Annotated in this window: 11 protein-coding genes; all 11 read right to left on the reverse strand. The window is 48.7% G+C overall.

Annotated elements, in window-relative coordinates:
* Window positions 1-4 precede the first annotated feature (4 nt).
* Window positions 5-1,411 carry a UDP-N-acetylmuramoyl-tripeptide--D-alanyl-D-alanine ligase gene (locus tag NST99_RS25750; protein WP_341095443.1) on the reverse strand — a complete coding sequence of 469 codons (1,407 nt, stop codon included), beginning with the start codon at window positions 1,409-1,411 and terminating at the stop codon, window positions 5-7.
* The gene (locus tag NST99_RS25755; protein ID WP_038595369.1) at window positions 1,408-2,895 is read right to left on the reverse strand and encodes a UDP-N-acetylmuramoyl-L-alanyl-D-glutamate--2,6-diaminopimelate ligase; all 1,488 of its coding nucleotides are present in this window, start codon (window positions 2,893-2,895) and stop codon (window positions 1,408-1,410) included. The genes NST99_RS25750 and NST99_RS25755 overlap by 4 nt, the downstream gene beginning before the upstream one ends.
* A gap of 28 nt (window positions 2,896-2,923) precedes the next feature.
* A complete protein-coding gene (locus NST99_RS25760) occupies window positions 2,924-4,852 on the reverse strand; it encodes a stage V sporulation protein D (RefSeq protein ID WP_341095446.1) in 1,929 nt (642 codons plus the stop codon).
* 176 nt (window positions 4,853-5,028) lie between these two features.
* Window positions 5,029-7,254 (reverse strand): penicillin-binding transpeptidase domain-containing protein, encoded by a 2,226-nt coding sequence (locus tag NST99_RS25765; protein WP_341095449.1) that lies wholly within the window; start codon window positions 7,252-7,254, stop codon window positions 5,029-5,031.
* A gap of 43 nt (window positions 7,255-7,297) precedes the next feature.
* Window positions 7,298-7,693 (reverse strand): hypothetical protein, encoded by a 396-nt coding sequence (locus NST99_RS25770; RefSeq protein WP_341095451.1) that lies wholly within the window; start codon window positions 7,691-7,693, stop codon window positions 7,298-7,300.
* 24 nt (window positions 7,694-7,717) lie between these two features.
* A complete protein-coding gene (gene rsmH / locus NST99_RS25775) occupies window positions 7,718-8,671 on the reverse strand; it encodes a 16S rRNA (cytosine(1402)-N(4))-methyltransferase RsmH (RefSeq protein WP_341095454.1) in 954 nt (317 codons plus the stop codon).
* A 43-nt stretch (window positions 8,672-8,714) separates the two neighbouring features.
* The gene (gene mraZ / locus NST99_RS25780) at window positions 8,715-9,152 is read right to left on the reverse strand and encodes a division/cell wall cluster transcriptional repressor MraZ (protein WP_038595376.1); all 438 of its coding nucleotides are present in this window, start codon (window positions 9,150-9,152) and stop codon (window positions 8,715-8,717) included.
* Window positions 9,153-9,389: 237 nt separating this feature from the next.
* Window positions 9,390-10,661 (reverse strand): adenosylhomocysteinase, encoded by a 1,272-nt coding sequence (locus NST99_RS25785; RefSeq protein ID WP_076109040.1) that lies wholly within the window; start codon window positions 10,659-10,661, stop codon window positions 9,390-9,392.
* A gap of 88 nt (window positions 10,662-10,749) precedes the next feature.
* A complete protein-coding gene (gene bshC, locus NST99_RS25790; RefSeq protein ID WP_341095457.1) occupies window positions 10,750-12,381 on the reverse strand; it encodes a bacillithiol biosynthesis cysteine-adding enzyme BshC in 1,632 nt (543 codons plus the stop codon).
* 571 nt (window positions 12,382-12,952) lie between these two features.
* Window positions 12,953-14,596, reverse strand: a complete 1,644-nt coding sequence (locus NST99_RS25795; RefSeq protein ID WP_341095459.1) for an ABC transporter ATP-binding protein — start codon at window positions 14,594-14,596, stop codon at window positions 12,953-12,955.
* Between the two features lie 300 nt (window positions 14,597-14,896).
* On the reverse strand, window positions 14,897-16,225 hold the full coding sequence (locus tag NST99_RS25800) for a radical SAM/SPASM domain-containing protein (RefSeq protein WP_341095461.1): 1,329 nt from the start codon (window positions 16,223-16,225) through the stop codon (window positions 14,897-14,899).
* Between the last annotated feature and the right edge of the window lie 179 nt (window positions 16,226-16,404).

Below are 16,404 nucleotides of genomic sequence, written 5' to 3' on the forward strand. Positions count from 1 at the left end.
TATGTTAAGTTTGCTCAAAATGTTTGTTTAGGCTGTGCAGTACTTCTTCCAAGCGCATCCCTCTGGAAGCCTTGAACAGCACAACATCGTCGGGACTGCATTTCCCGATCAAGACTGAAGTCAGCTCCGCTTTGTCCGTAAAAGAAAAAACGCGTTCTGCTCCGAATTTGTCCCTTGCCGTCTCAGCAATGTGGGCGGAGAGGGGTCCATAGGCAAAGACCAGATCTGTTTCCTCAGGATCGAGATAAGTCCCGATCTCCTGGTGGAACGGCACTTCATCCGGACCAAGTTCCAGCATGTCCCCCAGCACGGCGATTCGGCTGCCAGTGCATTTCATAGACTGCAGCACATCAATCGCTGCTTTCATCGAGGTAGGACTAGCGTTATAAGCATCATTCAGCAAGGTGAGTCCCGAAGAGGTCAGCATCACTTCAATCCGCATGCCGGTTAGCTTAAGCCTCTTCAGCCCATCCTCTACGTGGTCATCAGTTACGCCGAAATGACGTGCAACCGCAAGCGCGGCCAATGCGTTGACTACGTTATGCCTGCCCGGCAGCGGGAGCGTATAGGCGCGCTCCTTATGGAGGTAACTTGTAAAGGTCATACCTCCGCTATGCGTCATCATCCCGGTCGGATAATCATCGTTATCCGTAGAGATGCCGAAACGCAAGGTATGCATTCCCTCCGGCGCATGGAAGGAGGCTTCAGCCATAACCTCAGCTAGCAGCGGCTCATCCCCGTTATAGATCAGCAGACCTCCCGGCTTCAGCCCTTCGGCAATCTCCAGCTTGGCCCGGGCAATCTCCTTACGGGAGCCGAGCTGCAGCAAATGGGATTCACCTACATTTGTGATGACGGCCACATCAGGCGCAGCAAGCGAAGCGAGCAGGGCGATTTCGCCCCTTGAGCTCATCCCCATCTCCAGCACAGCGATCTCCACATCCTCGCGCATAGAAAGGACCGTAAGCGGCAGTCCGATATGGTTATTGAAATTGCCTTGAGTTTTATGGACCTTAAATTGTCCTTCAAGCAAGGCTGTAATCATATCCTTGGTAGTCGTTTTGCCGTTGCTGCCTGTAACCGCAACAACCTGCGGAGCAATTTCGCTCAAATAAGCAGCAGCCAGCTTCTGCAGTGCAGACAGCGTGTCTTCTACCAGAATAACCCCGCCGCCTTCAGGCGCAGTCCCCTTATCCTTCTGCCATAGCGTTGCGGCCGCTCCCGCAGCCAAAGCTGCAGCACCATAATGATGTCCGTCAAAGTTGTCTCCGGCAAGCGGAACGAACAGACAGTCAGATGTAATTTTGCGGGAATCGGTAACCACTCCGGCAATCTTTACATTCCTATCTTCAGCGGAAAACACTTCTCCCCCGCACATGTCAGCGATATTTCGCAGCGTTCTTGTAATCAATAGCTTCGGCCCCTTATCACTTCTTTGGCGACAATGCGGTCATCGAAATCATGAACCACTCCGCCGATCAACTGGTAGGTCTCATGACCTTTCCCCGCAATCAATACTACATCGCCGGGGCTTGCCATTTCAATAGCTTTTCTGATCGCTTCCCGCCGGTCGGGAACCATTTCATAACGTTCCTGTGCTACCCCATCCTCTTTCAGTCCTGCTTCAATATCCCGCAGGATCAGCAGCGGATCTTCGGTCCGGGGGTTGTCGGAGGTCACAAATACACTGTCGCTGTATTTGGCTGCGATCTTCCCCATCAACGGCCGTTTGGTGGTATCTCTGTCGCCGCCGCAGCCAAAGACGGTAAGCACTTTGCCGGTGGCGAATTCGCTGACTGCCTTCAACACATTTTCAAGGCCATCCGGTGTATGGGCATAGTCAACGATAACCGCAAAGTCCTGCCCCTCATCCACCGATTCCACCCGTCCATCCACACCTGGCACAGACTCTAAGCTGGCTTTGATCTCTTGAAGCGGCACATCTTCGAGAAGTGCAGCAGTGATAGCAGCAAGTGCATTATATACGTTAAACTTGCCGACCATGCGCAGAGAAATGTCTGCCTCTCCCTTAAACGTATCCACATGGAAAAATGTTCCTTTGGATGTGATTGAAATTTGTGAGGCCCGGACATTTGCCTTGCTGTCAATGCCGTATGTAATCACTTCCGCTGCTGTCTGGGCAGAAAAATAGGCGCTCGCCTCATCGTCCGCGTTAAGTACGGCATATTTGCGCTCTTCTTTCCAGGGAGAAATAGCGTTGCCGAGACGGGAGAAGAACAGGCCTTTAACGGCGCGATACTCTTCCATTGTATGATGATAATCGAGATGATCCTGGGTTAAATTCGTAAATATCGCCGTACGGTAATCCGTCCCCTTCACGCGTCCTTGCTGCAGCGCATGGGAGGAGACCTCCATTACGCAGCAATGTACACCTTTAAGCACCATATCTTGAAGCGTACGCTGCAGTTCAAGCGACTCCTGCGTGGTGCCTGACATCGGATAACTTTGTCCGTCGTATCGCATTTGAATGGTTCCGATCAGTCCCGTTTTTACACCATGGTCCTGCATGATCCGTTCAATCAGATAAGTGGTGGTAGTTTTACCGTTGGTGCCAGTGATCCCTATCATTCTCATGCGGCTGCTAGGAGATCCGAAGAAGACATTTGCCAGCACGGACATAGCAAACCTGCTGTCGTCCACTACGAGCTGGGGCAGATCAATATCCAGCCTCCGCTCGCAGACGATGGCAGCGGCTCCACTCGCGGCAGCCTGGGGGGCAAATTTATGCCCATCCACAGTATGTCCCGGCAAACAAATAAATAAATCACCCGGTTTCACCTGGCGGGAATCCGTCTGAAGATCGGAAATCTCTGTTTCACCATCGCCGTATAGGCGCGAAGCTGCAAGACAAGAAGATAATTCATTAATGTTCATAGCAATCCCTCACTCTGCTTTGTCGTTCTTATGATTCACCTGAAGACCCCATATAAATCCTGATCGTCGAGCCTTGTTCGACTCTAGCTCCCGCTTTGGGGGCCTGATTGACTACGGTATTGCCTGAGCCTGAACGCACGAGCGTAAAATTCATGTTGAGATCTTCATAAATATCCTGAACTGTGGCGCCTGTCAGATCGGGAACCGTCACAATCGGAGTCTCCCCGTACTTATAGGTTTTGGGAAGCTGGTCTTTACGCTCCGGCACCTTCAAATAACGCAGGGAATCCTCAAGAATGTTCTGTACGATCGGAGCCGCTACCACGCCCCCAAACTGTATGCCCTGTGGATTATCCACCGCAGTGTACACAACAATCTGCGGGTCATCCGCAGGCGCAAAGCCTACAAAAGATACGATATGCTCCGTAGGAGAATATCGGCCATTGATTACTTTCTGTGCCGTCCCTGTCTTGCCCCCCACACGGTAGCCGTCAATAAATGCCGGCCGTCCGGTGCCTTTGGCAACTACGCTCTCAAGGGCAGCCCGCACCTTCTTCGAGGTTTCCTCTGAAATAACCTGCCGCACTTCTTGCGGCTTCACTTCTGATACCGTCTCACCGGTATCCGGATTAATCCATGCCTTGGCAACATGAGGCGTGTACAGCTTACCGCCGTTTATTGCCGCAGACACTGCCGCAATCTGCTGAATCGGCGTAACCGATACCCCCTGGCCAAAAGCTGTTGTAGCGAGTTCCACCGGCCCCACCTGCGAAGGCTTGAACAGGATGCCGCTTGCCTCCCCGTTCAAATCGATCCCCGTCTTCGTGCCAAAGCCGAAATCACGGATATATTTGAACAAGGTATCTTTGCCAAGACGCTGGCCCATCACGACAAAACCCGGATTGCAGGAATTCTCCACCACTTCGAGAAAGGTTTGGCTGCCATGGCCGCCTTTTTTCCAGCAGCGCAGCTTCGCCCCCCCGACCTCAATAAAACCGGGGTCAAAAAAATGCTCATGCTGCAAATCCACCTTACCCTCCTGCAGTGCCGCAGCCAGGGTAATAATCTTGAAAGTCGATCCTGGTTCATACGTCATCCATATCGGCAGATTACGGTTATAAACTGCCGCATCGTATTCCTTGTAAGCGCCAGGCTCATAACCCGGCCGGCTCGCCATTGCCAGAATCTCGCCATTTTTCGGATTCATGGCAATAGCCCAGCTGCCCTGAGCCTGATATTTCACCATTGCCTGATCCAGCTCACGCTCCATAATGGACTGGATCTGCTTATCAATGGTCAACTGCAGACTCAGTCCCTCCTGGGGTTCGAAATACTTCTCAGAGGAGCCAGGCATTAACCGGCCGCCTGCATCAGACAAATAAGATATTTTCCCGTCAATTCCCCGCAGCAGTTTATCGTAAATATTCTCAACGCCGGTGATGCCCTGATTATCAATTCCCGTGAACCCAAGAATATGGGCCGCCAAATCCCCGTAAGGATAATAACGTTTGTTGTCCTCAGCGACAACGATGCCCGGCAGCTGCAAATCACGGATGCTTGCGGCAAGCTCCATCGTAATTTTGCGGCCGCCGGGCTGTAACTTCACCGAAGACTTCCCTTTAGACAGCAGCGTCACTAGCTTCACCTCAGTCATGCCGAGTAGTGGAGCCAGCTGTTGTGCTGTTCCTTGCTTATCCTTCACCTGCACAGGAACCGCATAAATCGTAGGCGAGCTGACATTATAGGCCAGTGACGTCCCTTCACGGTCCAATATTTCACCGCGTTTTGCAGTAAAAGGTATGTCACGGCGCAGCAAATTTTCCGCCTTAGCGCTGAGTTCTTCGCCTTTGGACAACTGCACATAGGCAAGACGCACGGCCAGAGAGCCGAATAATACGGCCAATCCCAGCAGCGTCCACAGCATTCTCTGCCGAGTTACGACTTTCGAAACCTTCATTCCGTTCTCCCCGCTTTCGCTCGTATAGACATGATCTCTTATCTCATGAATATTCGGGACAAACAGGGCTTAGAACAGCCTGTACGATTGCCGTTCTTCAGCTAACGGGTCCATCACTGTTTTACCGCTGACGGAACGGCTTTGGTTCACTTCTTTAAACAACCTGAGATCCCCGGCTACTCTTCCGCTGCATCCTCCGCCGGCTCCGTAACCGGAATATCCTCACCGTATTCATTGATCGGATTGAGCTTCAGAGTAACCAGCGGCTTGCCATTTTTGATGCCTTCCGTTTGCCCGGAGACATACCCTTCGCCATCCACTGCAATGCCGATCTTCAGAAGATTAAGAATTTCCAGTGCATCCCGCAGGGATTGCCCGCGCAAATCCGGAATGGTCTGTTTGTCACCCTGCTGAGTTAACAGGTAAATGCGCTGTCCTGTTGCAAGCACAGTTCCTTTCTCTGGGTACTGGCTGACCACAGTAGCTCCTTGACCGACCGCTTCAAAATCATATCCCCCATTGATAAGCAGCTCTCTGGCTGCCTTCACGGTTTTGCCCGTCAGATCAGGTGCCTTGCGCTGTACAGAGGCTTGCGCCTTGACCGTTTTCTTGCTGCTGCTTGTATCGCTCGTGTCACCCATTTTGGGCACGCCCATATAGGGCAGAGCCTGGGATACAATCTCCTGGAACACCGGGCCCGCCGCGATACCGCCGCCGGCAGCGTCGGCAGGCTCGTCAATAATGACATAGACCGCGATCTTCGGATCATTGACCGGTGCGTATCCTAGAAAGGAAGAGCGCACCTTGTCCCGGTCATAACCACCTTTGCCGTCAGGCTTGATCGCCGTTCCGGTCTTGCCCGCCACACGATAGCCCTCAATGTAGGCGTGTCTCCCGGTCCCATGCTGCAAATCCGCAACAACCTGCTCCAGATAGCTTCCGGTCTCGCGTGCGCTTTCCTTCGAGATAACCTGACGCACAACCTCAGGCTGAGTGACTGTTGTCTTCCCGGTATTCGGATCGGTAATTTCCTTGACGACATGAGGTACCATCAGCTTGCCGCCGTTCGCAATCGCTGCCACCGCCGTAAGCTGTTGGATCGGAGTAACGAGCAATTTCCCGTGACCGTAAGAAAGTGTAGCATTTTCCGACACATTGTTCGGGTCGGGGTTAACGAGCCCGATGATTTCTCCCGGAAGGTCGATGCCTGTTTTATCTTTGAAACCAAAATCAGTGATATATTGCAGCAGCCTTTCCTTCCCAAGCTTTTCATAGCCTAGCTTGACAAACGCTACGTTGCTGGAACGTTTAACCCCTTCAAGGTAAGTGATTTCACCCCATCCTACTCTGTTGATATCAGGTATAGGCTTGCGCAAACCCTTGAGTTTGATTTGGCCGGACATAAAATAGGCATCCGGATCAAAGAGGTTTTCCTCCACCGCACCGGCCAGCGTTACAATCTTGAACGTCGACCCCGGCTCAAATCTCGACATGATGGCGTGGTTATAGAAGTCCCCCGGTTTCGTTTCCGAATTCCAGAATTCATTGGGATTGAAGGTAGGCAAATTGGCCATGCCCAGAATCTCCATCGTGTTCGGGTCGGCGGCAATCACACTTATGGATTTTGGTTTATACAGCTCATAAGCTTTTTTCATCGCTTCTTCGATGTAATACTGAATGGTGCTGTCGATGGTCAGCTTGAAATCACTGCCGTTCACGACAGGCTGAAAAGTATCCTGTGAGTCAGGCAGCTTGAATCCTTTGCCGTCACTCTGGTAATAGAGCTTGCCGTCGACGCCTTTAAGCTGCTTATCGAAATATTTCTCCAGACCCGCTATGGCAATGCCGTCTCTGTCGGTATAACCCAAAATATGCGCGGCAAGTGTTTTCTTGGGATAATAACGTCTCTGCTCCCTGACCGTGCCGACGCCGGTTTCGAGAATATCATGCTCCTTGCGGAGCTTTTTGATAAAAGCGTCCACCTTGTCCTTCATTTCCTGATCGATTTTCCAGCCTTCGGTGCGGACCTCGCGATTCTTGAGAAAATTGCCTTTATCATCCTTGGCCTCAACCAGTATCTTCAACTGATCCACCGGCTTGTTCAACAGGTCATGCAGACCCTGAATCACTTCTTCCCCGATTTTCAGCTCAGCAATGACCGCAGGGTCCACCACAACGGTATACGCCGGGACATCACTAGCCAGAACAATGCCATTGCGGTCTTCGATCGTTCCCCGCACCGCTTTAATTTCCGAAGTATGAGCCCACTGCTTGGCCGCCTTTTCCTGCCAGGACTCGCTTTGCAGAACCTGTATCCAGAAGACCCGGGCGACTAAAACAAGAAAAAAGAGGGTAATACACCCTCCTATAAACAGCGTGCGAAGTTTTATTCTTTTTACCATAAGGAAACCTCACAAACTCTATTATTGCGACTTCTGCCAATCGCTATTGGTTATCTCCGTCAGTTGAAGTACTGCCCACCGGCACATAAATAGTGGTATCCTCAGGCGGCTGCACGTATCCCAGCTTTTTTGCCTTCTCGATTACCAGCTGCTCTAAATTCTGCTTCTCCATCTGATATGTGGCAATCTGCTTTTTGTTGTTTGCAATTTCGCTGTCCAGCTTCTGAGCCTGCAAGTTCAAATCATAAATGTGGACGTAACGCCAAATCAGGGCGACAGCCACCAGCACGAATGCTCCCAGTGTCAGCATATACATCAGCTTCTCCTGCAGTGGAATCACCATCCGCCTAGTGACAACTTTTGTCTTCTCGCGGTAAAGCGGGTTTACCTCTTCTTTTCTCTTGGGCTTGACTGCTAAATTGCCGCGGGTATAGGCCATCTCTGACTCTCCTTTATCGTCTTTTTACAATTTCTCTGCAATACGCAGTTTCGCTGAACGGGCGCGCGGGTTAAGCTCCAGCTCTTCCCCGGAAGGAACGAGCGGCTTGCGGTTAATTAACTTGAGAGTACCTTCAGCACCGCATACGCAAAAAGGAAAGTCAGGCGGGCAAGTGCATCTGCTTAAATAGCTGCTGAAGATTTGCTTGCAGATCCGGTCCTCCAGAGAATGGAAGGTAATTACAGATACCCTTCCTCCGGGTGCCAGGCAGCGTACCGCGCCATGAAGTCCTTCCTCAAAAGCGCCAAGCTCGTCGTTCACGGCGATTCTCAGACCCTGAAAACTGCGTTTGGCGGGATGTCCACCCGTCCTGCGCGCAGCTGCAGGGATGCCTTCCTTAATCAGCTCAGCCAATTCGCCTGTACTTTCTACTGGCCGTTCCTCTCTTCGCTCCACAATTTTGCGGGCGATCCGCCGCGAGAACTTCTCTTCTCCGTATTGGAAAAGCACGCGGGCGATTTCCTGCTCGCTCCATGTATTAACGATTTCGGCTGCAGTCAGCTCTGCGGACTGGTCCATCCGCATATCAAGCGGAGCATCGTGATTATAGCTGAACCCCCGTTCCCCTTCATCGAACTGGGGTGAGGATACGCCAAGATCAAACAGGATTCCGTCGACCTGGGGAACACCATCTTTTTGCGGCACAAAAGGAAGCTCCTTCAGCACCTGCTCAAGATCGCGAAAGTTGGTCTTAACCAGAACAACCTTCTCCCCGTATTCAGCCATCTTCTCCCTCGCATTGTTCAAAGCCCACTCATCCTGATCCAGACAGATCAGCCGGCCTTCGCCGCTAAGCTTGGATGCGATAAGAGAACTGTGTCCGGCTCCTCCGAGCGTACAGTCAACGTAAATCCCATCCTTCTTGATGTGCAGCCCTTCTGTCGCTTCTTCCTTAAGCACCGTGATGTGGTGAAACAAGCTGCATCCCTCCAGGGCAGTATTCGAATTGTGTTTGTGTATGTTATAGATCAAAATTGAAATCCACCAATTTTTCGGCAATCTCGTTGAACGATTCCTCTGACTGTTCGAAGTACTGCTCCCATAGCTCCTTGTTCCAGATCTCCACCCGGTTCGAAACGCCCAGAATAACACAGTCCTTGTCCAGCTTGGCATATTGCCGCAGGTTCCCCGGCAGATTCACCCTGCCTTGCTTGTCCCATACACATTCTGTCGCTCCTGAGAAAAAAAAGCGGCTGAAGGCACGGGCATCCGATTTCATCAGTGAAAGGCTTTTGAGCTTTTGCTCCATGATTCCCCATTCTTCCATGGGATAAACAAACAGGCAGGAGTCGAGGCCGCGGGTCGCTACGAAAGAGGTTCCGAGCAATTCACGGAACTTGGCCGGAATAATGATGCGGCCCTTGTCGTCAATGCTATGCTGGAATTCCCCCATAAACATAGTTTTACCCACCCCTTGCTACCGATTCCCCACTTTACCCCACTTTACACCACCTAAGCATAATAGATTCGCCATTAAAAATCAAAAACCTTTTTCCGCAGCAAGGTAATTTTTTCTTGTTTGTCAAGTCATCCCCTCCACAGGCACCTGACTCTATGCATTCACCCATCCGGATCAAAAAAAGAAGCCCGCACCATATACATGGCAACGGGCCTATCGATAAGGATAAAATACCGCTTAGTCGTTCAAATTCCAGCTGTCCAGATATTCCACCTGCGCTGGAGTCAGGCTGTCGATAGCAATTCCCAGACTTTCGAGCTTGTAGCGTGCCACCTGCTCATCCAGATCATAAGGAACATTCTCCACTTTGACACCGATGCTCTTGTAATTGTCATTCACATATTTAAGCGACAACGCCTGCAAAGCGAAAGTCGTATCCATTATTTCCGCCGGATGCCCATCGGCCGCCCCCAGATTGACCAGCCGGCCTTCAGCCAGCAGATAGAGCTTGCGTCCGTCCTTCAACTGGTATTCCTCGATATTTTTACGCACGGTACGCTGGGATACCGATCGTTCCGCAAGTTCCGGTTTATTCACTTCCACATCAAAATGTCCGGCATTGCACATAATTGCGCCGTCCTTCATAACATCATAATGCTCGCCGCGGATGACATACCGGTTGCCGGTAACCGTAACGAAGAAATCACCGCGTTTGGCCGCTTCCAGCATCGGCATCACATGGAATCCGTCCATATGCGCCTCCACTGCCTTGATTGCATCCACTTCAGTGACGATTACGTTAGCGCCCAAGCCTTTAGCCCTCATGGCTACCCCTTTGCCGCACCAGCCGTAACCAACTACAACCACGGTTTTGCCTGCTACAATCAGGTTGGTTGTACGGACGATCCCGTCCCATGCCGACTGGCCCGTACCATAACGGTTATCAAACAAATATTTGCAATACGCATCATTAACGGCAACCATCGGGAACTTCAGGATGCCCTGCTTCTGCAGTGCCTTCAACCGAATGATCCCTGTAGTGGTTTCCTCAGCACCGCCGCGGATATTCTCCATCAGGTCGGGACGTTCCGAATGCAGCAGGGTCGCAAAATCTCCTCCGTCATCGATGATCAGATCCGGCTTACTCTCCAAAGCCTTGATATTCAGTGCCTTAAACTCCTCCGGTGAGGGATTATATTTGGCGAACACTGTAATGCCGTCTTCGACAAGCGCCGCGCAGACATCGTCCTGGGTCGACAGCGGATTTGATCCGGTTATTGTAACTTCAGCACCGCCCGCCTTGACTACCTTCGCAAGATAAGCCGTCTTTGCTTCCAGATGCAGCGTAATCGACACCTTCAGCCCTTTGAAAGGCTGCTCAGCTTCGAACTGCTCGCGGATGCGGTTCAGCACCGGCATATGCTGGCGGACCCAGTCGATTTTGAGATGCCCTTCATGCGCGAGCGACATGTCCGCGACAATACTATTTTCTTTCGACATTGAACTCATTTATGAAACCTCCTAAAAGTATTGTGAACATAGACTTTCTTGAACTAGCTTCGAACAAAACTTGCTTCGTAAGCTTACTTTTCTTTTCCTACATATAAATAATACGGTGCGTTCCGCTGAAGTCGGCGGGTATGGTCATCAGTTCATCCAGCCAAGCCGGGCCGTAGCGGTTCAAGTAATACATCATATTGTATACTCTTTCCTGCGGCTTTCCCAGCGGCATGAGTGACAGCTCAATCCGTTCCCATTGGCGGAGCGCAGCTTCATTTTGTTTCTCCATGGCATCCTGGGCTTTCCCCTGTAAAAATGCAATCTGATCCAGGATCTTCTCTTTATTGTTATTGCCTAATTTAAGCAGACCGGCCTGAATCGTTCCGAGCTGTTCGATCAGCGGCTCATACATGACGGAGAAGGCTTCCTTCGTTTCCTCGAACCGGCGGCCAAGCTCCAGTTCATCCTGGGCAGTGATCCATTCTTTCCGTTTCTGCTCAAGCCCTTGTCTTACATCCGCGAAGGAGAGGCTGTATTTATTCATATGCTTGTGCAGTGTTCCTTCTATGACTGTAAAAGACATGCGCGGAAGGATCAGCGGCATCTGCCCGCTGACAACTTCGAAGGCATTGCGTGGAATGGCCCAATAGGCCAGTTCCCCTTGTCCCAGTACTGTGGCCAGAACCGGCAGGACATAATCCTGCATAAGCGGGCGTGTCAGCACATTGTTACTGAAGCGTTCAGGATGGTCTTCAAGCACTGCCAGCAATTCCTCCGGTGAGAAGGAGACGACACCCTTGCGGTCAGTATATCGCCCATCCGCCTTATGCAGCAGCAGCCGCGCACCTTCATGTATATAGAAAAGATTCGCATTCCCGGAGGTCACATCTGCCTGCAGCTCATAACCTCCTTCAACTATACGCATCGCCGATTGTTTGTAGGCTGCTTCCAGCTCATCATTGCGTTCAATCAGTTTGGCAAAAAACGGTTTCTCCAGCCTGCGCAGTTGCGGATCGGCAGAATCCAGCAGAATCAGGCCGAATTTGCCGAATAGCGAACCGATCAGCTTAGCAAAAGCATCGCTCATGCTGCCCGCCATTCGTGAAGATTCACGGATAAACTCCATGATTTGCGGTTTGAATTCACTTTCTTGAAGGAGGCCATCCAGTTCGGCAATGACCTGCTCCCATCCCGATTCTTCCACCTTAATATCACTGACAGAAGAACGGGGGCCTTCAGCTTTGTCCAGCTTGATTCTGGTGATCTCCCCGGTGCGGTTTAAGACAAATGTATGATTAACCTCATCCCAGTCATGATCTTCACCGGCAATCCAAAAGAGCGGCACAACCGGCCGTCCTAGCTGGACTGCAGCTTCTTTTGCCGCCTGAATGGTGGTGAGTGCCTTATATACGACAAACAGCGGACCTGTAAACAGGCCGCTTTGCTGCCCCCCGGTCACCACCAGCGTCCCTGGCTGCTCCAGCAGCGCCAGCGAAGCCTGCACAGCTTCGTGTGGATTGTGCACGGCATTGTAACTACGCAGACAAGCCGCAACATCGGCGCGATCGGCGCGGGCTTGCTCGCTGCCATCCAGCCACTCCGCCCGCCGGCGTCTACCCTCTTCATCGCGGAAATCGCCGCCGTACAGATGGCTTACCTGTTCATAACGTTCTATATAGTCGCGTGCGAGCGCAGATCCGCCCGGGATCGGTTCCGGTATTACGTTCATAGCTGTGGCCTCCTCTTCTCCTGTTGCTTCATATATGTAGAAATTGATACGGATAATACTATCTGATTGTATCCAAAGTGAAGGGCGGCGTCAAAAAGAAATGAAAAAACTAGACCTGGCCGAATATCTCAGCTGGTCTAGCTTTACAGATTGACTATCCTTATATTTTTTTATAGTGATTGTAACTGCTGCCTTTACCAATGCATTTTGACACATGGCATTTCCCGCGGTGATAACAATTACAGGAAAACACGGCATGGGACCGGGAATCCATCGTTAATGAAGTTACCATAAATTCCATTTTTTTCTCCTACTTCTCGTTTTACCAGTTTACATCCATGCCAAACAACCGGGTTTATATCCGATGCAGCTGTCTCCTTTGGATACACATACACTAAATGAACATCTACCACCTTGGTAACAATCACAGGAAGATAATTTCGGACAACTCGAGCCAAGCACTGAATAAGATGGTTCTACTAAAAAGGTCATGTGTGAATCCTCCTATAAATAAATATTTATTTATATAAAGTCCGTATCCGGTTGACGGTATTGAACACGGGCTTATATATTAAGGCGAAGCCAGGTATACTTGAGGCTTCTTCTGGTTATGTTCAGTATCCAGATTGATAATCTCATCGCATATATCCATTACATTGCTGTCATGCGTAACAATAATGATTATGGCCTCATTCTTTAGCCGAACAAGAGTTTCAAGCAGACAAACGGTTGATTCCTTATCCAGCATGGATGTGGGCTCGTCCAAGATGAGTAGCTGCGGTTTTTTTAACAAGGTTCGTATTATAGATGACTTTTGGGCTTCCCCGCCAGACAGTAGCATTTCCCCCTGTGACTGCGTTTCGGTCATTTTTCCTTCCAGCTTAAAGCTCTGGATGAACAGATCCAGCTCGGAGTCCCGTAGGGATGTTAAACCATATGTAAGATTTTCTTTGAAGTTATTGCTGACGATATAGGGGTTTTGTTCGACAATGCCAATCAACTCTCCCCTTAATTTGTACATATCCAGTTCTCTGATATTAGTATCATTAAAAAAAATATTTCCGCCGTACATCTGATACAAACCGGTGATTACATTGACAAAGCTGGATTTTCCCCTTCCGTTATATCCGGTTACGGCATAAATATTTCCTTTGGTAAAAACATAGTCATACCCGTCCAGAATATGGACATTATTCAGTTCAAATGAGACTTGCTTCAATATCACTTTATCAATGGTAGATAGCACAGCTTCGTTGTTCATTTCAGGAGCCACGGATAAGTGCTCCTCCAATCTGTCCATGGAGGCTTTTATAGTCTGATACTTGCTGAAATTATCTATAAAATATCTGGAAGAGCTTACTGCGGAACCAACATAGGAGGTAACAATAACTATCTCTCCGATGGTCATTTTCCCTTGAACAACAGAGACGGCGCCAATATACAAAACAGCAATATTGAACAATTGCATAACAAGCCCGTTGGCCGAGGAGGCTAAGTTCAATATTCTCGAATTATGGATTAATCCTTTCATGAAGCTCGCCGAATGACTCAGCAGTTCTTGTTTCAGTGACTTGAACCAGTTCTGCTGTTTGATTAACTGTATATTGCTTAACTGCCGGTTCATCTGGGAGAAAAGCTGTGACTGCTCATTTTTCATGAGATAAGCACTCTGGTAAATAGGCTTCTTGAACATAAAATAAACAACCGCATAAACAGGTACAGCCAATAAGAACAATACACCAATCAATATATTGATTTTGAACATTAAAACAACCGTTGATATTAAAATCAAAAGACTGACAAAGCCCTGGATCAGAAAGTCCAGGAAGAAATCTGTCACCACATGACTGTCATTGTTCACTTGTTGGGTTACAAAGACTGGATTGATTTTGTTGGAGTATTCCAAAGGTGTCTTCTGAATATGCTCAATTACTTCAAAGTTGACCTTCAGCGCTACCCTTGAGCCGGCAACGCTATTAAGCAGGCTTAAGAAAAAGGAAAGAACAAGCCCTCCCGCATTCACAATTAACAAATAAAATAATACCGTATATAGTCGGTGTTCGGCGCCTCGGGTCAACTCATCAAAGTATTCTCCATTAAGATTGGGAAGAAGCAAATTAAAGATGACCGATGAAAACAAAGACATGATAAAGAGAGGCGCCAGGCTCTTGTAGTTGCGGGTAAACACGAGTCTCGTTAATTGTTTTATTTTCATATTCGCCCCAACCTGCATTGCCGCCCGGATAAGGTAATGCATTATCCGGACGGACAACCGTTAGTAAATGTTGATGACTACATCCAAGCAATACAGCCTGGCTTGTGCGCAATACAGGAGCTGCCCTTGTCTACACATACATGAAAATTGCAGTCTCCGCCCTGGTAACAATTACAGTGCTGCAAGTTGGGACAGTTGGCGGCACTTCCAGAATACATAGGTTGAACAAGAAATTCCATGATATAACCTCCAATAAAGTTAATTTATATGATGCTCATCCAATAAGATGAACCCACATACCTAGACTTCAACCTTTTCTTTGGCTTCCTTTTGATGCTCGATTACGTATTTGGCGTAATTTTTAATCTTCCTCTCCAGATTGTATTTAATGGCTGCACAATAATCCCCCGCGTTATTCAGCCGTTCATAGGGACACCCCCCCATACACAGAGGCAAATATTTGCAATTGGCGCACTCTTCATTTTGCTGCGGCTCATACAGCATGTACTGAAGCTTCAAGCCAATGTTTCCTTCAAAACTGTAATCTACCAAATTCCCAAAACTTTTCGACATATCACCAACCTCAGTCCAACAGTTGTAGAGATAGCCCTCAGGATCGATCACATAAGAATTTGCACTGTCAGCTCCGCAGTAAGGACCGGTAGGCGCAGGATATTGATAAAGATTGCTTCCGATCCCCATAAGATGAGCCTTTTTGTCGAAGTTGTCAGATATCTCTGTAAATGCGGAGGTAGCCATACATACATTAGTGTTATAACATTCATTCTCGTTCTTCACCTGGGCAAGATAGACTCCGACTTTCGAACCCAACCCTCTTGCAACAATCAAATCCAGCAGAGAGTCCATATCATCCTTGTTGCTGTCATCCGTATTGATTCTTAATGTAATAGGCAGAATTTCGCTGGCTTTCTCTACATTATTTAAGATTCGGTCAAAAGTGGGCTGTCCTCCAACCAGAGGCCGTCGCACATCATGAATAGGCTTCGGCCCATCAATGGTCACTTGGGCAAACGTGACTTTTAGGCTTGCCAGCTCAGCTGCGATATCTGGTGTTAAGTTATAGCCGTTGGTTATAATGCTCGCGCTATATTCTATTTTGTTACTCTCGCAAATATCTATAAACTTATTGGAAAGATCCCTAATTACAGTCATATCCAGCAGGGGCTCTCCGCCGTACCAGCAGATACTAAGGAATTTAATCGTTCCCGCCTGTTCCTCTACAATGCTTACTATTCTGTCTTTAACCTCATCGCCCATTTTCTTATTACTCCGAATATCTTTCTCGAAACAATAAACGCAACCCAAATTACAATTAAGTGTTGTGGCAATAGTCAGGTCAAGAGTATCCGTCTTGTATCTGTTCCGCAGCAGATGATGCGTGATAATATCATGCTCATTAATATCATTCTCCAGAATAAAGCCGCCAATTTTCAGTTTTTTGAGAAAGTCTTCGTCTAGACCAGCAATTACCGAGTTTTTTTCAAACTCCAGATATTCCTTATAATTTTTGGGTTCCAGCAAGGCTAGTGATGCTGTTCTTGAATTATAGGCTAATACTTGATTACTTTCTGGAAAATCAATAAAAAAGTTATAATTTGAAGATTTCATATAAACCTCCTATAAAAATACTTTTATATAAATATATATAGCATCTTTAGAGTGGGTGAAAGTATGACAAATGTTATAATAAGTAAATGTTTTCTATATTATTCCTTTTAAAAAAAGAAGATACATTAGAGACCACAATGGCTCTAATGTATCTTCTTTTTGAACGTATTTCAACTGCA

This window comes from Paenibacillus sp. FSL L8-0470, assembly GCF_038008625.1.
Lineage (GTDB): Bacteria > Bacillota > Bacilli > Paenibacillales > Paenibacillaceae > Paenibacillus_AQ.